Below are 20,677 nucleotides of genomic sequence, written 5' to 3'. Positions count from 1 at the left end.
GTCCGCGTTGTTCAACTAGCGGTGCTGTACCGCCGGACACCGGATTCGATCACCGGAATCTGCGCCGCCGTGCTGCCGGAGGCCTGGAACAGCACCAGGTGTTCAGCCGCCACCCGAATGCCGACTTCAACACCGACCAGATGATCGGCATGGCTCGGGAAGATCGACTCCAGTTGTGCGCCTGTAGGCAACTGCAAGCGATACAAGGTTGATGCCCCCTGGAAGCTCTTGCCGACAATCTGTGCCCTTAGTGGGCTGTCCGGCGCATAGACGATATCGTCCGGGCGCAACAACACGTCCACGGCGCAACCGATTGGCCAGGTGTAGGCACGGTTGCCGCGCAATTCACCCAGCTCGGTCTGCACCGATTCCGGGCTGCTCAACTGACCGCGAATGAAGTAACCCTGGCCAATGAAACTGGCCACGAATGGCGTCAGGGGTTCGTGATAGAGGTTGTAGGGCGTGTCCCACTGCTCCAGGCGACCTTCCTTGAAAACGCCCACGTGGTCGCTGACCGCGAAGGCTTCTTCCTGATCGTGGGTCACCAGAATTGCACTGGTGCCGCGAGCCTTGAGAATGGCGCGTACTTCATGGCTGAGCTTGCGTCGCAATTCGCCGTCAAGGTTGGAGAACGGTTCGTCGAGCAGCAGCAACTGTGGTTCCGGCGCCAGGGCGCGGGCGAGGGCGACACGTTGCTGCTGGCCACCAGACAGCTCATGAGGGAAGCGCTTGCCGAGGTTTTTCAGGTTGACCAGTTCGAGCAGTTCTTCGGTGATGCGATCCTTTTGCGGGTGCTTGCGGATCCCGAAAGCGATGTTCTCAGCCACACTCAAATGCGGAAACAGTGCGTAATCCTGGAACACCATGCCGATCCGACGCTTCTCCGGGGCGAGGGTGAAACCGGCGCTGGAGATGGTCTCGCCCGCCAACTGGATTTCACCTTCGTGCACCGGTTCAAAACCGGCAATCGCCCGCAGGGTGGTGGTTTTGCCGCAGCCCGAAGACCCCAGCAGGCAACCGATATCGCCGGCATTCAAATGCAGGTTGAGGTTCTGCACAACCCGCTGGTTTTGGTAACCGCAGGCCAGGTTGCGCAGATTCAACAGTAATGGCTGGCTCATGCGTGGTGGTACGAAGGCGGGACGAGGAATTCGAGCAAGGCCTTCTGTGCATGAAGACGGTTTTCGGCTTGATCCCAGGCCACCGAGCGCGAGTCGTCGAGCAGGTCGAGGCTGATTTCCTCGCCACGGTGGGCCGGCAGGCAATGCATGAACAGCACGTCCGGCGCGGCCAGGTCGAGCAGGGCACGGTTAACCTGGAACGGTGCGAACAACTTAAGACGCTTGGCGGTTTCCTCCTCCTGGCCCATGGAGGTCCAGACGTCGGTGCTCACCAGATGCGCGCCGCGCACGGCTTCCTGCGGATCGCGGACGATGGTCACCCGATCGCCGGCTTTAGCCACGAACTCGGGGTTGGGTTCGTAACCTTCCGGGCAGGCGATACGCAACTGGAAGTCGAACTGGATCGCCGCTTCTATATAGCTGTTGCACATATTGTTGCCATCGCCGATCCAGGCCACGGTCTTGCCTTGAATCGAACCGCGGTGTTCGAGGAAGGTTTGCATGTCGGCCAGCAACTGGCACGGGTGCAGGTCATCGGATAGGCCGTTGATTACGGGCACGCGGGAGTTGGCGGCGAATTCGGTCAGGGTGCTGTGGGCAAAGGTACGGATCATCACCGCATCGAGCATGCTCGACATGACGATGGCGCCGTCGCCGATCGGCTCGCCGCGACCCAATTGGGTATCGCGTGGCGACAGGAAGATCGCCTGGCCACCGAGCTGGATCATGCCGGCTTCAAACGAGATACGGGTGCGGGTCGAGGACTTCTCGAAAATCATTCCCAGGACGCGGTTCTTCAAAGGCTCGAACAGTACGCCGCGGTTACGCAGGTCCTTGAGCTCAACGCCTCGACGGATCACGCTGACCAGCTCTTCGGGCGTGCAATCCATCAGGGAGAGAAAGTGCCTTGCGCTCATCATTGACTACCTTTTTGCAACAGACCGCAGATACTCAAAGCCTTGTTTAACTGAAAAACGGGCGAGACCTGCGGCGTAAGCCGCACGGGGCGACGAAATAGGGGTGGGCGCGATATTGACATTAAATGTCGCGTTACGCCAATAGGCTACGGTGTTTAGGGGATTTCAGAGGGGCTACGGGGAGACCGCAGTAGCGCTTTTGAAGCCTGTTTCCTGACAGCAGCTAACTATTTGTACACCGGGCTCGCCAGGCTTGGCAATCAAACAGGGCGCGGGCGACACGCTGGCGGTCGGTTTTTGACCTGCCATTCAGGCCTTTGACGGGCAATGTGTCTTGTCCGAAACATTTGCTAAAGCAAAGTGCTGGGTTATAACTAGAGCACGAGCGACGCAGGAAGCCTTTGGAATGGAATCGAAAGAACAGCTGTTGATGGAGCTACTCGGCCTTACGGCACGCTCCCTGACCCACCTCACTGCTTCCATGACCTCGATGTCTTTCGAATTGATGCGTAGTGAAGACGAAGTCACGAAGGTGGCCGGCCGGCGCATGATCGACCGCATGGCCACCATCAGCGCCGGGCTCGACGAGCATTGGCGACTGATCGGCGAACTCACCGGCGTGCATCTTGCCCACGAGCAGATCGAAACCATCGAGGAGATCCAGTTGCAGGCTCCGCCGAGTCTGCCGTCGAACTGATTCCTTGCTGTCATCGGCTGGCCTGATGGTCGCCGATTCACAAGACGAACGTCGCTGGCAAAGGGACGAGTCGCGCGCCATAGTTTTGTTCCCGCGGCCGATATTGCCCGCCCAGAACAAAACAGAGACTGGCCATGACCAAGACTCTCCACCACCGTGCGTGCCACTTGTGTGAAGCCATCTGCGGCCTGACCATCGAAACCACTGAGGTCGAAGGTAGCGGCGTACAGATCACCTCGATCAAGGGTGACCCCCAAGACACCTTCAGCCGCGGGCATATCTGTCCCAAAGCGGTTGCCCTGCAAGACATCCAGAACGATCCGGACCGCCTGCATCAGCCGATGCTGCGAGTAGGCAGCGAATGGCAGCCTATCGAGTGGGAAGATGCCTTCAGTCTTGTGGCCGAACGCCTGGCGGCGATTCAGGAGCGTCACGGGCAGAACGCGGTGGCGGTCTATCAGGGCAACCCCAGCGTGCACAACTACGGGTTGATGACCCACAGCAATTATTTTCTCGGCTTGTTGAAAACCCGTAACCGGTTTTCCGCGACGTCGGTCGATCAGTTGCCCCATCACCTGACCAGTCACTTGATGTACGGCCACGGCTTGCTGTTGCCGATTCCGGACATTGATCACACTGATTTCATGTTGATCCTGGGCGGCAATCCGCTGGCCTCCAATGGCAGCATCATGACCGTGCCGGATGTAGAGAAGCGCCTCAAGGCGATTCAGGCCCGGGGCGGCAAAGTGGTGGTGGTCGATCCGCGTCGCAGTGAAACGGCGGCGATTGCCGATCAGCATCTGTTCGTGCGCCCCGGTGGCGATGCGGCGCTGTTGTTCGGGCTGCTCAATACCCTGTTCGCCGAAGGCTTGACCTGTGACAGTCATTTGCCGGTCGACGGCCTGGATGAAGTGCGTGAGGCGATCGCCGGTTTCACCGCCGAGGCCATGAGCCCGCTGTGCGCAGTGCCTGCCGAGCAGATCCGTCAACTGGCGCGGGACTTCGCGGTCGCGCCGACAGCGGTCTGCTACGGCCGCATGGGTGTTTCGACTCAGGCTTTCGGCACTCTGTGCCATTGGCTGATGCAATTGATCAATCTGGTCACCGGCAACCTCGACCGGGTGGGCGGTGCGTTGTGCACCGAGCCTGCGGTGGATCTGGTGGCATCGACCTCGGGCGGGCATTTCAACCGGTGGCAGAGTCGCGTGTCCGGGCGTCCGGAATACGCTGGAGAACTGCCGGTATCGGCGCTGGCCGAAGAGATGCTCACCGAAGGGGAAGGGCAGGTCCGCGCGCTAATTACCGTGGCGGGTAATCCGGTGCTGTCCACGCCCAATGGCCGACAACTGGAGCAGGCGCTGGACGGACTGGAGTTCATGGTCAGTGTCGACCTGTACATCAATGAAACCACACGTTATGCCGACCTGATCCTGCCGTCGACTTCGGCGCTGGAAAACGATCATTACGACACCACGTTCAACATGTTCGCGGTGCGCAACGTCACCCGCTTCAACCGGGCGATCCTCGCCAAGCCTGAAGGCGCGCTGCATGACTGGGAAATCTTCGTGGAGCTGGCCAAAGCCTTTGCGACCAGGACTGGCAAGGAACTGAAACCGACTATCGCACCGGCGCAGATGATCGACCGAGGGTTGCGGATGGGCCTGTATGGCGACGCTTCGGAACACAAGTTGTCGCTGGCGACCTTGTTCGATCATCCTCACGGTATCGATCTGGGCGCGCTTAAACCCAACTTGGCGCCACGCCTGAAAACCGCCAATCAGCGAGTCCAGGCAGCGCCTGTCGAGATCCTCGCCGACCTGGCGCGCTTCGCGGCGCTACAAGCACCGGCCGCCGATGAGTTGCTGATGATCGGCCGCCGCCATGTGCGTAGTAACAACTCATGGATGCATAACTATCACCGTCTGGTGAAGGGCAAACCGCGTCATCAACTGCTGATGAACCCGGACGATTTGGCCAGCCGGGGGCTCCGCGATGGGCAGCGGGTGCGCGTCAGTTCGCGGGTCGGCGTGATCGAGGTTGAAGTGGTCGCCAGCCTGGATATGATGAAAGGTGTGGTCAGCCTTCCTCACGGTTGGGGTCATGCACGACCGGGTGTGCAGATGACGATTGCCAGTGGTCAACCCGGCTCCAGCGCCAATGACCTGACTGATGAATGTCAGCTCGATGAGTTGTCGGGCAATGCGGCGTTGAATGGCGTACCGGTGACCGTGGCGGCGGCGTGAACATGACTGTCGGGGAGGCCGAGCATGGCGCTCGGGTTTCCGTTACAATGCGCCACCGTGCCGACCACTGAGTCGGAAAGTTCAGCCGAGGTGCTCCATGGATATCATCGAAACGATTAAAGAGCAGATTGCCAACAACACCATTCTGCTTTACATGAAAGGCTCGCCGAATGCCCCACAGTGTGGGTTCTCCGCGAAAGCCGCTCAGGCTGTTATGGCTTGTGGCGAAAAGTTTGCCTATGTGGACATCCTGCAGAACCCGGAAATCCGCGCCAACCTGCCAAAGTACGCCAACTGGCCAACCTTCCCGCAATTGTGGGTCGGTGGTGAGCTGGTCGGCGGTAGCGACATCATGACTGAAATGTCTGCTGACGGTTCGTTGCAAGCGACGATCAAGGCTGCTGTTGAAGCTGCTGCTGCCAACAAGACCGACGCCTGATCGCTGTGTGTGGGAGCGGGCTTGCTCGCGAAGACGGTACAACATTCAACAGATAAGTTGACTGACCTACCGCTTTCGTCGGAACGCCGCCCGGAGCAAGCCCGCTCCCACATTTGCTCTAGGGTGAGCCTGAAATTCGGTCATTAAAAAGCCCCGCCTCTTCAAAAGAGAGCGGGGCTTTTTATTGCATCGCGATTAGCGGCGTAGCATTTACTCTTCGCCCATCTGCGATTGCAGATAGTTCTCAAGACCGACTTTATCGATCAGGCCCAGTTGGGTTTCCAGCCAATCGATGTGTTCTTCTTCGGATTCAAGAATGTCTTCAAGCAGTTCACGGCTACCGAAGTCGCCGACGGTTTCGCAGTGAGCGATAGCGACTTTCAGATCGGCATGGCCGTCGCGTTCGATCTTCAGGTCGCACTCAAGCATTTCCTTGGTGTGTTCGCCGATGTGCAGCTTGCCCAGGTCCTGGACGTTCGGCAGACCTTCAAGGAACAGGATGCGCTTGATCAGCTTGTCCGCGTGCTTCATCTCGTCGATGGATTCGTGGTACTCGTGCTTGCCGAGCTTGTTCAGGCCCCAATCTTCATACATGCGTGCATGCAAAAAGTATTGATTGATCGCGACCAGCTCATTGGCAAGGATCTTGTTGAGATGCTGGATGACTGTAATGTCGCCTTTCATGATGGGGTCCTGCCCTGTATTAGCTGTCTATAAAGGCAGAGTTTGAGCCGCGTAATTAAGGGTGTCAAACCTAAGTTATTGAAACTTAAATGAAAATTAATCGGAATAAGAATGTTTTTGTTCCGCGTCTGGCATCTAAGCGATTGATTTGCAGACATAAAAAAACCGGACATCAAGTCCGGTTCTTTGAAATACAGTAATTATGCGGCGGTAAATTCTGCGGGGAAGGGGATCGCCGCCTGGGCCGATTGCAGTTTGCCCAGGGTTTCGCGGACCACTTCCTTGGCAAGGCAGGCGCATTTACCGCATTGGCTGGCAACGCCGGTGGCCTGACGTACTTCCCGATAGCTGCAGCAACCTTCATAGATTGCATCGCGGATTTGACCGTCGGTGACGCCAGTGCAGAGGCAGACATACATAAGTGAGAACCGTCGCTGGTTGTGACTCAATTGCGATGGATCTTAATGTTAACGAGAATGATTGTCAAAGTGGTTTCTGAAGGTTTTCGTCATATGGGCGTGTGACTGACGAACGGCTTCTTCTCACACCTTCCATGAGGAAAATATAGCGGCGGCCTTTCATCTGGCAGAAAAAACCGTTGAGGACAGGCCAAAAACGCGGTGTATGATGGTCGGCCTTTTGCGAAGGGGGATCGTGTCACAGGGCTGTCGCCTGAGGGTGGCAGGCTGATACGAACCCTGTACTTCACCGTTATTACACCAGGAGATATCCAATGAGCGTACTCGTAGGCAAACAAGCCCCTGACTTCACCGTACCGGCCGTACTCGGCAATGGCGAAATCGTAGACAGCTTCACCCTGTCCTCGGCCATCAAAGGCAAATACGGCCTGGTGTTCTTCTACCCACTGGACTTCACCTTCGTTTGCCCGTCCGAGCTGATCGCTCTGGACAACCGCATGTCTGACTTCAAGGCACGCAACGTGGAAGTGGTAGCCGTTTCGATCGACTCGCACTTCACCCACAACGCCTGGCGCAACACCCCGGTCAACAATGGTGGCATCGGCGAAGTTCGCTACACCATGGCGGCCGACCTGAAACACGAAATCGCCAAGGCCTACGACGTTGAGTCCGAAGGCGGCGTGGCCTTCCGTGGCGCGTTCCTGATCGACGATAAAGGCGTTGTCCGCTCGCAGATCATCAACGACCTGCCGCTGGGCCGTAACATCGAAGAGCTGATCCGTCTGGTCGACGCTCTGCAATTCCACGAAGAGCACGGCGAAGTTTGCCCTGCCAACTGGAAAAAAGGCGACAAAGGCATGACCGCTTCCACCGAAGGTGTTGCGGCTTACCTGACCGAGAACGCTGCTGCGCTGTAAGGCACGTTCGAGGCATAAAAAAACCGGCTGATGAGGCCGGTTTTTTTATGGGCGGGATAAACCGGCGACTGGCATCAGTCGTTGTAGTCTTCCCAGCCGCCCATTTGTTTCCAGCGATTGACGATGCCGCAGAACAGGTCAGCCGTCTTCTCGGTGTCGTAGCGGGCCGAGTGAGCCTCGCGACCGTCGAAGTCGATATCCGCTGCCTGGCAGGCCTTGGCCAATACGGTTTGACCGTAGGCCAGACCGGCGAGGGTTGCGGTGTCGAAGCTGGAGAACGGGTGAAACGGGTTGCGTTTCATGTCCAGGCGCGCGACAGCGGCGTTGAGGAAGCCCAGGTCGAAGCTGCTGTTGTGCCCGACCAGAATTGCCCGTTTGCAACCGTTGGCCTTCAGAGCCTTGCGCACGCCGCGGAAGATATCGGTCAGGGCCGCTTCTTCACTCACGGCCATGCGCAATGGATGATCGAGCTTGATCCCGGTGAACTCCAGGGCTGCCGCTTCGATGTTCGCGCCTTCGAACGGTTCGACCCGGAAGAAATAGGTGTGCTCAGGGTACACAAAGCCTTTTTCATCCATGCCGATCACGGTGGCGGCGATTTCCAGCAGGGCATCGGTGGCCGAGTTGAAGCCACCGGTTTCTACGTCGACAACGACCGGCAGGTAACCACGGAACCTGGCTGCCATTGGATGGCGGGAACCGCCTCCGCCGCCATTACCGTCCTGTTCGTCGTCGAAATGGTCTTCACTCACGCGTGTTCCTCCAGCAGGCGCCAGCGCAGTTTTTCACCGGCGCGCAGCGGGATTACGGTCAGCTCGCCAAACGGCAGGCTGGTTGGGGCGGTCCACTCATCGCGGACCAGGGTGATGCGATCGGTGTTCGCCGGCAGGCCGTAGAAACGCGGGCCGTTGAGGCTGGCGAAGGCTTCGAGCTTGTCCAGCGCGTTGCGCTGTTCAAAGGCTTCGGCATACATCTCGATCGCGGCATAAGCGGTGTAGCAACCGGCACAGCCGCAAGCCGCTTCCTTGGCGTGCTGGGCATGGGGCGCCGAGTCGGTGCCCAGGAAGAACTTGTCGCTGCCACTGGTGGCGGCATCAAGCAGGGCTTCCTGGTGGGTATTGCGCTTGAGGATCGGCAGGCAGTAGAAATGCGGCCGAATCCCGCCCACCAGCATGTGGTTGCGGTTGTACAGCAGGTGGTGCGCAGTGATGGTTGCGCCAACGTTGGCCGAAGCCTCGTTGACGAACTGCACAGCGTCAGCGGTGGTGATGTGTTCGAACACTACTTTGAGGGTCGGGAAACGCTCGACCACCCGGCGCATGTGCTCATCGATGAAGATTTTTTCGCGATCGAAAACGTCGACATCGCCACGGGTGACTTCACCGTGAACCAACAAGGGCATCCCGACTTCGGCCATGGCCTCGAGTGCGGGGAAAATCTTGTCGATGCTGGTGACGCCAGAATCCGAGTTGGTGGTTGCACCGGCCGGGTACAGCTTGGCGGCGTGAACGAAACCGCAGGCCTTGGCTTCACGAATTTCTTCGGGCTGGGTGCGGTCGGTCAGGTACAGAACCATCAGTGGTTCGAAACGGCTGCCGGCCGGGCGTGCAGCGAGAATTCGCTGGCGATAGCCATTGGCTTCAGCCGCGTTGCGCACCGGCGGTACCAGGTTGGGCATGATGATGGCGCGACCAAAGGTGCGCGCGACATCCGCGACGGTATTGGGCAACACAGCACCATCGCGAAGATGAATATGCCAGTCGTCGGGACGCAGCAGGGTCAGGCGGTCGGACATGAGGGGATTCCAGGCGGGTCAAACTCAGGGGAATGCTACCGGAAAAGACTCTTCCAGGCACTCGCTATCAAGTTTTGCAGCAAGCTTCCGATATCCAACAGGTACGCCGTAAATATGTGTGTTGGTCTTTTTGTTGCAGAAGCCAGTGGAGCCTCCCGTGCGCCAGCGTTATTTAGCCTTGCTCAGTGTGTTTGCCAGCCTTCCTGCGATGGCGCTCACTTTCCAGACCCGTCTGGAGAGCATCGAGTGGACGGTCGAAGGTGACAAGTTCGAATGCCGCCTGGCTCAACCGATCACTGATTTCGGCTCGGGTGAGTTCGTACGTCGCGCCGGCGAACAGGCGACATTTCGCTTGAAGGCCTACAACTCGATGATCGGTGGCGGTTCGGCAACCCTGCTTGCGGCCGCTGCGCCCTGGCAACCGGGACGTGGTGACATCAACCTGGGCCCGGTACGAATCGGTAGTGGCAACGTACTGTTCAACAGCTCGCAAGTTCAGGCCGGGCGCCTGATAAGCGGTTTGATGGATGGTCGCAGCCCGGTCGTTCGACACTCCTCGGGCGACGGGCGGGTATCTGAAGTCCGTCTGCTGCCGGTCAAGTTCAGCAAGGCCTACAGTGACTATCAGGGTTGCGTGGCCAAGTTGCTGCCGCAGAATTTCGAGCAGGTGAAGCAGTCCGAAGTCGGCTTTCCAGGGGAGGGCATCGATCTCGACGCTCAAGCCAAGGCTCATTTGCAGGTCATGTTGGAATTCATGAAAGCCGATCCGACGGTCAACCACATTGAACTCGACGGCCATTCCGACAACAGTGGCAACCGCCTGACCAACCGCGAACTGTCACGACGCAGGGCGTTGGCCGTGATGGATTTCTTCAAGGCCAATGGTATTGAGGAATCGCAGATCACCCTGCGTTTTCACGGTGAGCGCTATCCTTTGGCACCGAACAACAATGCCGCCAACCGGGCGAAGAACCGCCGGGTAGCCGTACGCCTTGAACGGGTAGCTCCGACCGAGAAGCCGGCGCCTCCAGCCACTGCTTCCGTGGGCAGCCCGAAGACTTCCTGAACCTGCTGAAATCGTCGCGCGCTCGACATAATCTGTCGCTTCGTCGTCATAAGCTGTCGCGCCTCTGTAAATTGTCCTGCATGAGCGGTAGACTTGACGGCTTTCCGTAGAACCCCGTGGAGTGATGGCATGGCGGACGTAAACAAGGTCGTTCTGGCGTATTCCGGCGGCCTGGACACTTCGGTGATCCTCAAGTGGCTGCAGGATACTTATAACTGTGAAGTAGTGACCTTCACCGCTGACCTGGGTCAGGGCGAAGAGGTCGAACCGGCCCGCGCCAAGGCACAGGCCATGGGCGTAAAAGAAATCTACATCGACGATCTGCGCGAAGAATTCGTGCGCGATTTCGTGTTCCCGATGTTCCGCGCCAACACCGTTTACGAAGGCGAGTACCTGCTGGGTACTTCCATCGCTCGTCCGTTGATCGCCAAGCGCTTGATCGAAATCGCCAATGAAACCGGCGCTGACGCCATTTCCCACGGCGCGACCGGCAAGGGCAACGACCAGGTTCGTTTCGAACTGGGCGCCTACGCCTTGAAGCCAGGCGTAAAAGTGATCGCTCCGTGGCGCGAATGGGACCTGTTGTCCCGCGAGAAGCTGATGGACTACGCCGAGAAGCACGCGATCCCGATCGAGCGTCACGGCAAGAAAAAATCCCCGTACTCGATGGATGCCAACCTGCTGCACATCTCCTATGAAGGCGGCGTGCTGGAAGACACCTGGACCGAGCACGAAGAAGACATGTGGAAATGGACCGTCTCCCCGGAGAAGGCTCCAGATAAAGCGCAATACCTGGAACTGACCTACCGCAACGGCGACATCGTTGCACTGGACGGCGTCGAAATGACCCCGGCCACCGTGCTGGCGACCTTGAACCGTATCGGTGGCGAACACGGTATCGGCCGTCTCGACATCGTCGAGAACCGTTACGTGGGCATGAAGTCCCGTGGCTGCTACGAAACCCCTGGTGGCACCATCATGCTGCGCGCTCACCGTGCGATCGAATCGATCACCCTGGATCGCGAAGTGGCTCACCTCAAAGACGAGCTGATGCCTAAATACGCCAGCCTGATCTACACCGGTTACTGGTGGAGCCCAGAGCGTCTGATGCTGCAACAGATGATCGACGCTTCCCAGGCCCACGTGAACGGCGTAGTGCGCCTGAAGCTGTACAAGGGCAATGTAATCGTCACTGGTCGCAAGTCCGATGAGTCGTTGTTCGACGCCAACATCGCGACCTTCGAGGAAGATGGCGGCGCCTACAACCAGGCCGATGCGGCGGGCTTCATCAAGCTCAACGCCTTGCGTATGCGCATTGCGGCGAACAAAGGCCGGAAGCTTTTCTGAGACCTTTGAGTCGGTAATGGATGTGTGGCCTTGTCGATGACAAGGCCACACATCTGAAAGGGGGCTGCTGCATATTGCGTATTCGCTTTCTTCTTGTTTCTGCTAACCGTTCCTTCTGCTTCCTGTCCTTGATCTAGCTTCAAGGACTGTCTTCTGGTGTGCGGCCATTCAATACCTAGCCCACAACCGTCATGCCCTGTGAGCTCAAGTTGTAGGAAATACAGAATGTTGAGCTGTTCTGTTTCTTTATTTGTTTCCAATGTTTGAGTGTATTGTCCTTCAGTAATTTATCCGAGTCGGTACACGTGAGAAATACGATCACTTGTGCAGGATTATCCGGAGGATGCTGAATACTTTCCACCAGAGCGCTGAACGCCATTTTTTTGTGTATCCTCCGCGCATCAACGATGTGCAGATCCTTTAGGGGAACGGGCAGGCGCATATGGTGTGGCGCCGAGCTTTCGTGCGTTACCCTGGATGGGTTGTTTTCCGAGTGATCAGCGTTGTCCATGACTTTTATGAAGTGTTCTTCCTTCTCGAAATCGGAGGGCGCGTAAAGCGACCGATAGTTGAAGTTGAGTGTGGCAAAGAAAAGAAAAAGTAAATAGAAGGGGAAGCTAATCAGAAACCAGACATAGAGCGCTCTCTCCTCGTTATCAAGAAAGGGGAGAGATACAGCGGCCGAAGTTTCAGATAATGCTGCAAAGATTGCGATGATTGTCATCGGGTTGGTAATTTTTTTTCTGAGTTTTATCATATTTTCTACTCATGAAGTATGTGTTTTCTCGATGGGTTTGTGGGAATGGTAATAACTAATATATTAGGTTTTTCTGCTGTTACGGTGAACTCTTTTTTTTGCTCCAATAAGAGAGGCTATTATAGTGGCTGTGTTGTTGTGAAGGGGCGGGTGTAGCTACTTGTTTTTTTTAGATTTGTAGAGGGCTGTTGTTAGTGAAGTGTTGCGGTGTGTGAATTTCTTCTAGGTTGTTTGAGTCAGGTCGCGAAGAGTATTGGAAAATGCCCGTTACTTTTAAGGGTAGCTCAATAGTCGATGTGTGTTGGATTATCGGCATCAAACCCTGTTTTTGTGTTTTTTTTGTTGTAAGGCGATACAAAAAAATGTCGAAGCGCTGAGCGACATTGGGCCAGTAAAGATCTCTGGATCTTCGTGTGGCAATGAATTTTTGTAGGAATAATCCGCGTTGTTTGTAGGCTATGTCTCTCGCTGCGAGTGGTCGGGGGTGACGGCATGCCATGGGTGAAACGACTAGGCTATGGTGCGGGCTCTAAAAATTCGAACAGCGAAAATTGGACTTGCCCATGAATAAAGTGCTGATCGTGGATGATCACCCCGTCATTCGTCTTGCGGTACGTATGCTAATGGAACGTCATGGCTACGAAGTCATTGCAGAAACAGATAATGGTGTGGACGCATTGCAACTTGCCCGTGATCTTATGCCGGATATTGTCATATTGGATATTGGGATACCGAAGCTGGATGGGTTGGAAGTCATCGCGCGCCTGACATCAACGGCGATGCCTCTAAAAGTACTGATATTGACCTCTCAGGCGCCAGGGCACTTTTCCATGCGTTGCATGCAATCGGGTGCCGCCGGATATGTTTGCAAACAACAAGATCTCACTGAGTTGCTCAGTGCAATAAAAGCGGTGCTATCAGGTTACAGCTACTTTCCCAATCAGGCTCTGCATACCGTGCGTTCCAGTCTTGGGAACGCCAGTGAAGCCGATATGGTGGATCGTTTGTCCGGGCGGGAAATGATGGTCTTGCAACAGTTGGCCCGAGGCAAGACAAACAAGGAGATCGCCGATGGAATGTTCCTCAGCAATAAAACCGTTAGTACTTACAAGACACGTCTTCTATTAAAGCTCAATGCTCGCTCACTGGTCGACCTGATCGAATTGGCTCAACGCAATGGCCTGGTATGACGCTGCCAGTGTTTGACGAGGCGCGATGAACGGGCATTTATCAGGGGTCGGCACTTAGTAAAAAGCCTCCGTTTCGGGAGGCTTTTAAGTGTCACAGGTCAAAATCGTAATCGGCCAATTGCTTCTGCAGTCGGCGCTCCTCCAGCAGATTGTCGATGGTGCGGCGTTTGCTCAGGTTGGTCTTTGCCACTTCCACTACCGGCTCTGCGTCATCGGCCTCAACGGGGGTGAAGTCGTCTTCTACGTCCAATTGCTCTTTGCCAGTGCTCATAAGGTTAACTCCAGGCTAAGGCTGCCCTTTGGCGCTCCTTATATCGACAATTTCCCGGCGGGTAAAAAAGATTTTTTCAATCGATCTATCAAAAAAACTAATAGAGCCTCAATCATCCGAGGTCTTTTGCTTGTATTCGCACAAATCCTCGATCCGGCAGCTGCCACACCGTGGCTTGCGGGCCAGGCAAACGTAGCGCCCATGAAGAATCAGCCAGTGATGAGCGTCGAGCAGATAATCCTTCGGCACGAATTTCATCAGTTTTTGCTCCACCTCAACCACGTTCTTGCCCGGAGCAATGCCGGTACGGTTACTGACCCGGAAAATGTGAGTGTCCACGGCCATGGTCAGCTGACGAAAGGCGGTATTGAGCACCACGTTGGCGGTCTTGCGACCGACGCCGGGTAATGCCTCCAGTGCCTCGCGGGTCTGCGGCACTTCGCCTCCATGGCGCTCCACCAGCAGGCGACACGTCTCGATCACGTTTTTCGCTTTGCTGTTGAACAGGCCGATGGTCTTGATGTACTCCGACAGCCCTTCGACGCCCAAGGCATGGATCGCCGCTGGCGTATTGGCCACCGGGAACAGTTTGGCGGTGGCCTTGTTCACGCCGACATCGGTCGACTGCGCGGAGAGAATCACGGCGATCAGCAATTCGAACGCCGAGGAATAGGCCAGTTCGGTCTTCGGTTCAGGGTTGTCTTCGTGAAACCTGCGGAAAATTTCAAGACGTTTTGCGGCATTCATGGGCGGTGCGTTTCCTCGAAGGCGGTCAATGTGGGGCAGCCGGGCGGCGGGTCCAGGCTTGATGTGCGGCGATCAGCAGTCCCAGCAGAATAAACCCGCCAGGGGCCAGTGTGGCCAGATGCAGGCCACCGTCGGCGATCAGCGTCCAGCCTTGCCAGTCCGGTTGCGTGGCACCGGCCATCCAGGACAGATGGCTACCGAGAGTCCCGTTGCCGATGAACTCGCGCAGCAGCCCCAGGCCCACCATCAAGGCGCCGAACAGGCCACACAGACGCAGTCGATCACGCCGTGGGCTCTGGAAAAAACCGTTGTGTTCCAGCACGACGCATTGCAAGGCGATCAATCCTGCGTAGAAACCCAGATGCTGGTGCCATTGAAGCGACCAGGCTTGCGTGGCGAGTTCCGCACAACTGGTCAGCGTGGCAGCCAGCAGCAGGCATGCCAGCAAATGTGTTGCCGGAATCAGTCGCGAGCGCAAGACGCTCATGCTCACACCGTAAGCACTCAGCACCAGGGCGAACATCAGCCACAGGCCCAGGGCTGTTACCAATGAATCAGTGACGCCGATCAACGGCGTAAGTATCAGCGAGTTCTGCAGGGTTGGTGACTTATTCATGAGCGCTGCTCCCGATCAGCTGTTGCCGGTGTTCATCGAAGTAGCGCAGCGCGTCATGGGTGGCATTGATCACCGCTCTTGAGGTGATGGTCGCGCCCGCGATCTGATCGAATTGCCCTTGGTCCTTTTTCAAGGCCCAGCCATTGTCATCGGGGTCGGTTAGCGACTTGCCGGTAAACACCTGAAGCCAGGCATTGGGCCAGTCGGCGAGCTTGCCGCCCAGCCCCGGGGTTTCCGATTGCTTGAGGGTTTTGACCCCCACTAACTTGCCCTGGGGGTCGATGGCGATCAGCAAGTCGATGGCGCCGGCGTAGCCCAGAGTCTGGCTGCGCAGCAACACAGCGCTCGGTTGGCCGGCCTTGGATGCCAGGTAGCCACCCGACAGCGTGCTGTTGGCCAGGCGAGTGCTTTCGAGGCTGAGGGGGTGTTCCAGTGGCTGATTGTCGTAGCTGTCGGGCGGTAGCAGATCCAGTAACTGACGGCTGTCGATCAGGCGTTGCTCGGCGGCGATGCGCGCGGCGCTGGTGTGCTGCACGAGGTAAGTCGCGCCCATCCCCAAGCCTGCCAGCACTAGCAGGATCACAACGCTCGTCGCTCGGTTCATCGGGCAACCTGTTCCTGTCTGGACGCAGCAAACCGTTCCAGCGCCGGTACACAGAGGTTCATCAGCAAAACCGCAAAGGCCACGCCATCCGGATACCCGCCCCACGTCCGAATCAGGTAAGTCAGTAACCCCACGCCTGCGCCAAACAGTAATCGGGCAGTGGGGCTTTTCGCACCGGATATCGGTTCCGTCACGATGAAGAAAGCACCGAGCATGCTCGCGCCGGTGAGCAGATGAAACAGTGGCGAGCCATGAGAGTCGGAGCCCGTACCGTTCCAACACAACAGGCTGATGATGAACAGGCTGGCGAGCATGCCGACCGGTGCATGCCAGCTGAATACCCGCCGCTGCAGCAGCAACGCACCGCCCGCCAGAAACGCCAGGTTGACCCATTCCACGCCTCGGCCGCCAAAGCGGCCGAATGCCGGATTGCCGGCGAACAGTTCTTCCATGGTCAGGCTTTTGTTGATTCGCAGACTGTCCAGCGCCGTGGCCTGGGCCCACGCATCGGGTGTCTGGCCGAAGCTGAAGCCGAACACCTGTTGCAACCCACCGAACAAATCCATGCCATGGGACGCCGGCCAATGGGTCATTTGCTGAGGAAACATTACCAGGACCAGCGCAAAACCGAGCATCGCCGGATTGAACGGATTCTTGCCGACGCCGCCATACAAGTGCTTGCCGAAAAACAGTCCGAACGCCGCAGCACTGACTGTCAGCCACCACGGGCAATAAGGCGGCAAGGCCAGTGCCAACAGCGTCGCACTGACCAGCGCACTGCCGTCGCTTAATGTCGGTTTTACCGGTTGCTTGCGCAGCTGCAACACCGCCGCTTCCACGGCCAGTGCAGTAGCCGCCGTCAGAATCAGGTTGATCAATACGCCCCAGCCGTACAGCCAGAACAACATCAGCATCCCCGGCACGGTGGCCAGCAATACCAGCTTCATGGCTTGCTGAAGGCGTTCGTCCACCGATTCAAGGGGTGACATAGGCATCCACCTGACGCTCGGCTTCGCTGAGCGCATGTTGCAATGCTTCGATCTGTTCGGCCGGCGCCTCGTTTGTTTGAGCTTTCTTGAGTTCGGCGCGGCGCATGGCCAACTGGATTTTCGCCCGTTTCAGTTCGGCATCTTTTGCCGGGGCAGGTGGCGCAGAAACCGGCGGTGCGCTGCTCTCCAGTTGCGCCAGCGCCTGTTCGGCGGCTTCGAACTGCTGTTGCAGCACGATCAGTTGCGACTGCTGTTCGAAGGTTGGCGGATGCCCGAAGGCTTTGAGGGATTTGTTCAGCTGCGCCCGACTCATCGCCAGATCGACCTTGGCCTTTTTCAATGCCGCATCGGCATTGGCGGCTTTCTGTGCGCGGACGCGCTCGAGTGCAGCCTGAACCGGGTCGAGCGTCACTTCGCTGGGCTGCACGGCGCGCTGGGCGCGGGCCTGGCGTTCGGCGAGTTTGTGTTGCTCTTCGCGATGCAAACGGGCATTGCGCTGTTCGAAACGGCGTCGCGCATGATTGCGCTTGGCGGCCCGGGCCTGTTGTTCCTCCAGGCTGAACGCCAGCCCGCCGACAATCGGCAGTACCGTGGCCAGCGGTAACGGATGCATCTCGATGCAATCTACCGGGCAGGGCGCCACGCAGAGGTCGCAACCGGTGCATTCGTCGACGATGACCGTGTGCATGAATTTCGCCGCACCGACAATGGCGTCGACCGGGCAGGCCTGAATGCACTTGGTACAACCGATGCATTCGGCTTCGCGGATATAAGCGATCTGCGCCGGTGCCGAACCGCGACTGACGTCCAGTTCCAGCACCGGCACTTTCAGCAGGTCGGCCAGGGCCGCGATGGTTTCGCTGCCGCCCGGCGGGCACTTGTTGATCGGCTCGCCGCTGGCGATGCCTTCGGCGTAGGGTTTGCATCCGGGGTGGCCACACTTGCCGCATTGGGTCTGCGGCAAGAGGGCGTCGATGCGTTGAATCAGACTCATGTTTTGATCAGCCCGCTGAATCCGAGAAAAACCACCGCGATCAATCCGGCGCCGATCAGCTCGATCGGCAGGCCACGAAAGGGCAGGGGGATATCGTTGTCGAGTGTGCGCTGGCGCAAGTCGCTGAACAGACTCAGCACCAGCCAGAAACCCAGCCCTGCGCCAAGGCTCAGGGCTATGGCGTGGAAAATTCCCTTGTCGTCTTGAGCGTTGAGCAATGTCAGCCCAAGCACACCGGCATTCCCCAGCAGCAGGGGCCAGCGGCCATCGAATGAATACTTCGCCAATAAACGTGAAAGCAGCTTAAGCAGCGGGCCGATCAGCAGAACGCTCAATGGCAGGAACACGAACAGACGCAGCGACGTCAGCCCCAGCGGCACCAGTAACCAGTGATAGAGCGCATAGCCAAGTGTGCCGACGATCAGCATCAGACACGTTGTCGCAATGCCCAACGCGTGGACCTGTGACCGCTCGCTGTTCAGCACCGGATCGACGCCCAGCGGCCAGTGCAACACGAGGTTGTTGATCAGGGCAGCGCTGATAAGCGTAAGAAGCAGTTCGGTCATGATCGTGCCGGCAAAAGGAGGCCTGTCTAACAAGGTTAGGCATTATCCGGCAAGGAAGGAGGGTGGGCCAGACATGAAAATCCCACAGTCGCGCCGGGCACGACTGTGGGATCGGTTTACCGCAGGGCTTTACTTGATGCGTTGACCCGGCTTGGCGCCGCTGTCGGGGCTCAGCAGGTAGATTTCTTCACCGCCAGGGCCTGCCGCCATCACCATGCCTTCGGAAATCCCGAATTTCATTTTGCGGGGCTTGAGGTTGGCGATCATCATGGTCAGGCGACCGTTGAGCTTGGACGGGTCCGGGTAAGCGCTCTTGATCCCGGAGAACACGTTGCGTTGCTCGTCACCGATGTCCAGGGTCAGGCGCAGCAGCTTGTCGGCACCTTCCACAGCTTCGGCCTTGACGATCAGCGCCACGCGCAGGTCTACAGCGGCGAAGGTGTCGAACTCGATCTCTGGCGACAGCGGATCCTTGGCCAGTTCACCGTTGCCGGCGGTTGCCGCTTGGCCGGTGTCAGTTGCGCTGGCGGTCAGGTCTTCTTTCGAGGCGTCGGTCATGGCTTGTACTTTTACCGGGTCAATGCGGGTCATCAACGGCTTGAACTCGTTCAACTGATGATTGCTGAGCAAGGTGGCGTGGTCGTTCCAGGTCAGCGGTGCGACGTTCAGGAATGCCTCGGCATCGGCGGCCAGCAGCGGCAGTACCGGTTTGAGGAAAATCACCAGTTGGCGGAACAGGTTGATGCCCAAGGCGCAAATGGCCTGGACTTCATCCTGCTTGCCTTCCTGTTTGTTCAGCGACCACGGCGCCTTGTCGGCGATCCAGGCGTTGGCGCGGTCGGCCAGGCCCATGATTTCGCGCATGGCGCGGGCAAAGTCGCGAGCTTCATAGGCTTCGGCAATGCTTGGCGTTGCGGCCAGGAAGGCATCGGTCAGTTCCGGCGCGGCGTTGCCGGCTACCAGTACACCGGCGTTGCCTTTATGGATGAATCCGGCGCAACGGCTGGCGATGTTGACGACTTTGCCGACCAGGTCGGAGTTGACCTTCTGCACGAAGTCTTCGAGGTTCAGGTCCAGGTCGTCGACGCCACGGCTCAGCTTGGCGGCGTAGTAGTAGCGCAGGTATTCCGGCGACAGGTGATCCAGATAAGTCCGCGCCTTGACGAACGTGCCGCGGGACTTGGACATCTTCTGGCCGTTGACGGTCAGGTAGCCGTGTACGTTGATGCCGGTCGGTTTGCGGAACCCGGAGCCTTCAAGCATGGCTGGCCAGAACAGGGCGTGGAAGTTGACGATGTCCTTGCCGATGAAATGGTACAGCTCGGCGGTGGAATCCTTGCCCCAGAACGCGTCGAAGTCCAGTTCCGGACGGCGGGCGCAGAGGTTCTTGAAGCTGGCCATGTAGCCGATTGGTGCGTCCAGCCACACGTAGAAATATTTGCCTGGCTCGTCGGGAATCTCGAAGCCGAAGTACGGCGCATCGCGGGAAATGTCCCACTGTTGCAGGCCGGCGTCCAGCCATTCGGCGATCTTGTTGGCCACGGCTTCTTGCAACGTGCCGCTGCGGGTCCAGGCTTGCAGCATTTCCTGGAAGTCCGGCAGCTTGAAGAAAAAGTGCTGGGAATCCTTGAGCACCGGGGTGGCGCCGGAGATTGCCGACTTCGGATCTTTGAGGTCGGTCGGCGCGTAGGTCGCACCGCATTTCTCGCAGTTGTCGCCGTACTGGTCTTCGGTGCCGCATTTCGGGCAGGTGCCCTTGATGAAGCGGTCGGCCAGGAACATTTTCTTTTCCGGGTCGAAGTACTGAGTGATCGAGCGCGTGGCGATGTGCCCGGCGTCGCGCAGCTTCAGGTAGATCTGGCTCGACAGCTCACGATTTTCTTCTGAGTGAGTGGAGTGGAAGTTGTCGAAGTCCACCAGGAACTCGGCAAAGTCGGCGCTGTGTTCAGCCTGGACGTTGGCGATCAGTTGTTCCGGGGTGATGCCTTCCTTTTCCGCGCGCAGCATGATGGCCGAACCGTGGGCGTCGTCGGCGCAGACATAAATGCATTGGTTACCGCGATGCTTCTGGAAGCGCACCCACATATCGGTCTGGATGTATTCCAGCATATGGCCGAGGTGGATCGAACCATTGGCATAGGGCAGGGCGCTGGTGACGAGGATCTTGCGTGGCTCGGACATGGGGCTCGGCTACTTGATGAAACGGAGGTCGGCCACTATAAAGCGCTGGCGCATATTTTTCACCCTTCAGGCCTGTTTCCGGATGCATCGACTCTGAAAAAAGTGGTGATGAGTTTG

General features: G+C 57.8%; 22 protein-coding genes. 7 read left to right on the top strand and 15 right to left on the bottom strand.

From position 1 onward, the window contains the following. Window positions 1-11: 11 nt before the first annotated feature. Window positions 12-1,121: an ABC transporter ATP-binding protein gene (locus tag AB3226_RS08575; protein ID WP_367372762.1), complete on the bottom strand. Its 1,110-nt coding sequence runs from the start codon at window positions 1,119-1,121 to the stop codon at window positions 12-14. Then, the gene (gene argF / locus AB3226_RS08570; RefSeq protein WP_258622800.1) at window positions 1,118-2,038 is read right to left on the bottom strand and encodes an ornithine carbamoyltransferase; all 921 of its coding nucleotides are present in this window, start codon (window positions 2,036-2,038) and stop codon (window positions 1,118-1,120) included. The genes AB3226_RS08575 and argF overlap by 4 nt, the downstream gene beginning before the upstream one ends. Window positions 2,039-2,444: 406 nt before the next feature. On the opposite strand from argF, the gene AB3226_RS08565 reads away from it, so the two are divergent. The 3 genes from AB3226_RS08565 to grxD all read left to right on the top strand — a co-directional run bounded on the left by AB3226_RS08565 (window position 2,445) and on the right by grxD (window position 5,417). Then, the gene (locus tag AB3226_RS08565) at window positions 2,445-2,735 is read left to right on the top strand and encodes a hypothetical protein (protein ID WP_367372761.1); all 291 of its coding nucleotides are present in this window, start codon (window positions 2,445-2,447) and stop codon (window positions 2,733-2,735) included. Between the two features lie 134 nt (window positions 2,736-2,869). Beyond that, on the top strand, window positions 2,870-4,978 hold the full coding sequence (locus AB3226_RS08560; RefSeq protein ID WP_367372760.1) for a molybdopterin oxidoreductase family protein: 2,109 nt from the start codon (window positions 2,870-2,872) through the stop codon (window positions 4,976-4,978). A 97-nt stretch (window positions 4,979-5,075) separates the two neighbouring features. Next, on the top strand, window positions 5,076-5,417 hold the full coding sequence (gene grxD, locus AB3226_RS08555) for a Grx4 family monothiol glutaredoxin (protein ID WP_258699311.1): 342 nt from the start codon (window positions 5,076-5,078) through the stop codon (window positions 5,415-5,417). A 210-nt stretch (window positions 5,418-5,627) separates the two neighbouring features. Here the strand turns inward: grxD and bfr are convergent, their stop codons facing one another. Further along, window positions 5,628-6,101 carry a bacterioferritin gene (gene bfr, locus AB3226_RS08550; RefSeq protein WP_019651359.1) on the bottom strand — a complete coding sequence of 158 codons (474 nt, stop codon included), beginning with the start codon at window positions 6,099-6,101 and terminating at the stop codon, window positions 5,628-5,630. 200 nt (window positions 6,102-6,301) lie between these two features. Next, window positions 6,302-6,520: a bacterioferritin-associated ferredoxin gene (locus AB3226_RS08545; protein WP_367372759.1), complete on the bottom strand. Its 219-nt coding sequence runs from the start codon at window positions 6,518-6,520 to the stop codon at window positions 6,302-6,304. Window positions 6,521-6,834: 314 nt separating this feature from the next. Here AB3226_RS08545 and AB3226_RS08540 point away from each other — a divergent pair, with 314 nt between their 5' ends. Beyond that, window positions 6,835-7,437: a peroxiredoxin gene (locus AB3226_RS08540; protein ID WP_007898510.1), complete on the top strand. Its 603-nt coding sequence runs from the start codon at window positions 6,835-6,837 to the stop codon at window positions 7,435-7,437. Window positions 7,438-7,511: 74 nt separating this feature from the next. Here AB3226_RS08540 and rnt read toward each other — a convergent pair whose 3' ends face one another. Continuing rightward, window positions 7,512-8,189: a ribonuclease T gene (gene rnt / locus AB3226_RS08535; protein ID WP_007898509.1), complete on the bottom strand. Its 678-nt coding sequence runs from the start codon at window positions 8,187-8,189 to the stop codon at window positions 7,512-7,514. Beyond that, window positions 8,186-9,232: a dihydroorotase gene (gene pyrC, locus AB3226_RS08530; RefSeq protein WP_367372758.1), complete on the bottom strand. Its 1,047-nt coding sequence runs from the start codon at window positions 9,230-9,232 to the stop codon at window positions 8,186-8,188. The genes rnt and pyrC overlap by 4 nt, the downstream gene beginning before the upstream one ends. Before the next feature lie 157 nt (window positions 9,233-9,389). Here pyrC and AB3226_RS08525 point away from each other — a divergent pair, with 157 nt between their 5' ends. Together AB3226_RS08525 and AB3226_RS08520 are read left to right on the top strand one after the other, a co-directional pair. Next, on the top strand, window positions 9,390-10,298 hold the full coding sequence (locus AB3226_RS08525) for an OmpA family protein (RefSeq protein WP_367372757.1): 909 nt from the start codon (window positions 9,390-9,392) through the stop codon (window positions 10,296-10,298). A gap of 129 nt (window positions 10,299-10,427) precedes the next feature. Beyond that, window positions 10,428-11,645, top strand: coding sequence for an argininosuccinate synthase (locus AB3226_RS08520; RefSeq protein WP_008032151.1), 1,218 nt, complete (start codon window positions 10,428-10,430; stop codon window positions 11,643-11,645). 175 nt (window positions 11,646-11,820) lie between these two features. Here AB3226_RS08520 and AB3226_RS08515 read toward each other — a convergent pair whose 3' ends face one another. After that, entirely contained in the window at window positions 11,821-12,402 is a 582-nt protein-coding gene (locus AB3226_RS08515; protein WP_367372756.1) for a hypothetical protein, read from the bottom strand. 563 nt (window positions 12,403-12,965) lie between these two features. Between AB3226_RS08515 and AB3226_RS08510 the strand changes: the two genes are divergently transcribed. Continuing rightward, window positions 12,966-13,592 (top strand): response regulator transcription factor, encoded by a 627-nt coding sequence (locus tag AB3226_RS08510; RefSeq protein WP_008069501.1) that lies wholly within the window; start codon window positions 12,966-12,968, stop codon window positions 13,590-13,592. Between the two features lie 91 nt (window positions 13,593-13,683). Here the strand turns inward: AB3226_RS08510 and AB3226_RS08505 are convergent, their stop codons facing one another. The 8 genes from AB3226_RS08505 to metG all read right to left on the bottom strand — a co-directional run bounded on the left by AB3226_RS08505 (window position 13,684) and on the right by metG (window position 20,560). Beyond that, a complete protein-coding gene (locus tag AB3226_RS08505; RefSeq protein ID WP_007898493.1) occupies window positions 13,684-13,863 on the bottom strand; it encodes a PA3496 family putative envelope integrity protein in 180 nt (59 codons plus the stop codon). A 108-nt stretch (window positions 13,864-13,971) separates the two neighbouring features. Then, the gene (gene nth, locus AB3226_RS08500; protein WP_367372755.1) at window positions 13,972-14,610 is read right to left on the bottom strand and encodes an endonuclease III; all 639 of its coding nucleotides are present in this window, start codon (window positions 14,608-14,610) and stop codon (window positions 13,972-13,974) included. 25 nt (window positions 14,611-14,635) lie between these two features. Next, window positions 14,636-15,226, bottom strand: a complete 591-nt coding sequence (locus AB3226_RS08495) for an Rnf-Nqr domain containing protein (RefSeq protein WP_367372754.1) — start codon at window positions 15,224-15,226, stop codon at window positions 14,636-14,638. Beyond that, window positions 15,219-15,830, bottom strand: a complete 612-nt coding sequence (locus AB3226_RS08490; protein ID WP_367372753.1) for an RnfABCDGE type electron transport complex subunit G — start codon at window positions 15,828-15,830, stop codon at window positions 15,219-15,221. The genes AB3226_RS08495 and AB3226_RS08490 overlap by 8 nt, the downstream gene beginning before the upstream one ends. Continuing rightward, window positions 15,827-16,819: an RnfABCDGE type electron transport complex subunit D gene (locus tag AB3226_RS08485; RefSeq protein ID WP_367372752.1), complete on the bottom strand. Its 993-nt coding sequence runs from the start codon at window positions 16,817-16,819 to the stop codon at window positions 15,827-15,829. The genes AB3226_RS08490 and AB3226_RS08485 overlap by 4 nt, the downstream gene beginning before the upstream one ends. Beyond that, window positions 16,806-17,813 carry an electron transport complex subunit RsxB gene (gene rsxB, locus AB3226_RS08480; protein WP_367372751.1) on the bottom strand — a complete coding sequence of 336 codons (1,008 nt, stop codon included), beginning with the start codon at window positions 17,811-17,813 and terminating at the stop codon, window positions 16,806-16,808. Before rsxB ends, AB3226_RS08485 begins: the two co-directional genes overlap by 14 nt. Continuing rightward, entirely contained in the window at window positions 17,810-18,379 is a 570-nt protein-coding gene (locus AB3226_RS08475) for an Rnf-Nqr domain containing protein (protein ID WP_367372750.1), read from the bottom strand. The genes rsxB and AB3226_RS08475 overlap by 4 nt, the downstream gene beginning before the upstream one ends. Before the next feature lie 129 nt (window positions 18,380-18,508). Next, window positions 18,509-20,560, bottom strand: coding sequence for a methionine--tRNA ligase (gene metG / locus AB3226_RS08470; protein ID WP_367372749.1), 2,052 nt, complete (start codon window positions 20,558-20,560; stop codon window positions 18,509-18,511). Window positions 20,561-20,677: the final 117 nt, after the last annotated feature.

It is taken from the genome of Pseudomonas lini (assembly GCF_964063345.1).
GTDB classification, from domain to species: Bacteria; Pseudomonadota; Gammaproteobacteria; order Pseudomonadales; family Pseudomonadaceae; genus Aquipseudomonas; species Aquipseudomonas lini_B.
The sequence above is the reverse complement of the archived record's forward strand: the minus strand, read 5'-3'. Positions and strand labels throughout refer to the sequence as shown.

Coding starts and splice junctions, on each gene's coding strand:
- AB3226_RS08490 (WP_367372753.1), bottom strand. CDS start 15,830: ATGAACCGAGCGACGAGCGTTGTGATCCTGCTAGTGCTGGCAGGCTTG.
- argF (WP_258622800.1), bottom strand. CDS start 2,038: ATGAGCGCAAGGCACTTTCTCTCCCTGATGGATTGCACGCCCGAAGAG.
- AB3226_RS08485 (WP_367372752.1), bottom strand. CDS start 16,819: ATGTCACCCCTTGAATCGGTGGACGAACGCCTTCAGCAAGCCATGAAG.
- grxD (WP_258699311.1), top strand. CDS start 5,076: ATGGATATCATCGAAACGATTAAAGAGCAGATTGCCAACAACACCATT.
- AB3226_RS08495 (WP_367372754.1), bottom strand. CDS start 15,226: ATGAATAAGTCACCAACCCTGCAGAACTCGCTGATACTTACGCCGTTG.
- bfr (WP_019651359.1), bottom strand. CDS start 6,101: ATGAAAGGCGACATTACAGTCATCCAGCATCTCAACAAGATCCTTGCC.
- AB3226_RS08520 (WP_008032151.1), top strand. CDS start 10,428: ATGGCGGACGTAAACAAGGTCGTTCTGGCGTATTCCGGCGGCCTGGAC.
- AB3226_RS08510 (WP_008069501.1), top strand. CDS start 12,966: ATGAATAAAGTGCTGATCGTGGATGATCACCCCGTCATTCGTCTTGCG.
- metG (WP_367372749.1), bottom strand. CDS start 20,560: ATGTCCGAGCCACGCAAGATCCTCGTCACCAGCGCCCTGCCCTATGCC.
- rsxB (WP_367372751.1), bottom strand. CDS start 17,813: ATGAGTCTGATTCAACGCATCGACGCCCTCTTGCCGCAGACCCAATGC.
- AB3226_RS08540 (WP_007898510.1), top strand. CDS start 6,835: ATGAGCGTACTCGTAGGCAAACAAGCCCCTGACTTCACCGTACCGGCC.
- AB3226_RS08565 (WP_367372761.1), top strand. CDS start 2,445: ATGGAATCGAAAGAACAGCTGTTGATGGAGCTACTCGGCCTTACGGCA.
- pyrC (WP_367372758.1), bottom strand. CDS start 9,232: ATGTCCGACCGCCTGACCCTGCTGCGTCCCGACGACTGGCATATTCAT.
- AB3226_RS08545 (WP_367372759.1), bottom strand. CDS start 6,520: ATGTATGTCTGCCTCTGCACTGGCGTCACCGACGGTCAAATCCGCGAT.
- AB3226_RS08575 (WP_367372762.1), bottom strand. CDS start 1,121: ATGAGCCAGCCATTACTGTTGAATCTGCGCAACCTGGCCTGCGGTTAC.
- AB3226_RS08515 (WP_367372756.1), bottom strand. CDS start 12,402: ATGATAAAACTCAGAAAAAAAATTACCAACCCGATGACAATCATCGCA.
- AB3226_RS08505 (WP_007898493.1), bottom strand. CDS start 13,863: ATGAGCACTGGCAAAGAGCAATTGGACGTAGAAGACGACTTCACCCCC.
- AB3226_RS08475 (WP_367372750.1), bottom strand. CDS start 18,379: ATGACCGAACTGCTTCTTACGCTTATCAGCGCTGCCCTGATCAACAAC.
- AB3226_RS08560 (WP_367372760.1), top strand. CDS start 2,870: ATGACCAAGACTCTCCACCACCGTGCGTGCCACTTGTGTGAAGCCATC.
- nth (WP_367372755.1), bottom strand. CDS start 14,610: ATGAATGCCGCAAAACGTCTTGAAATTTTCCGCAGGTTTCACGAAGAC.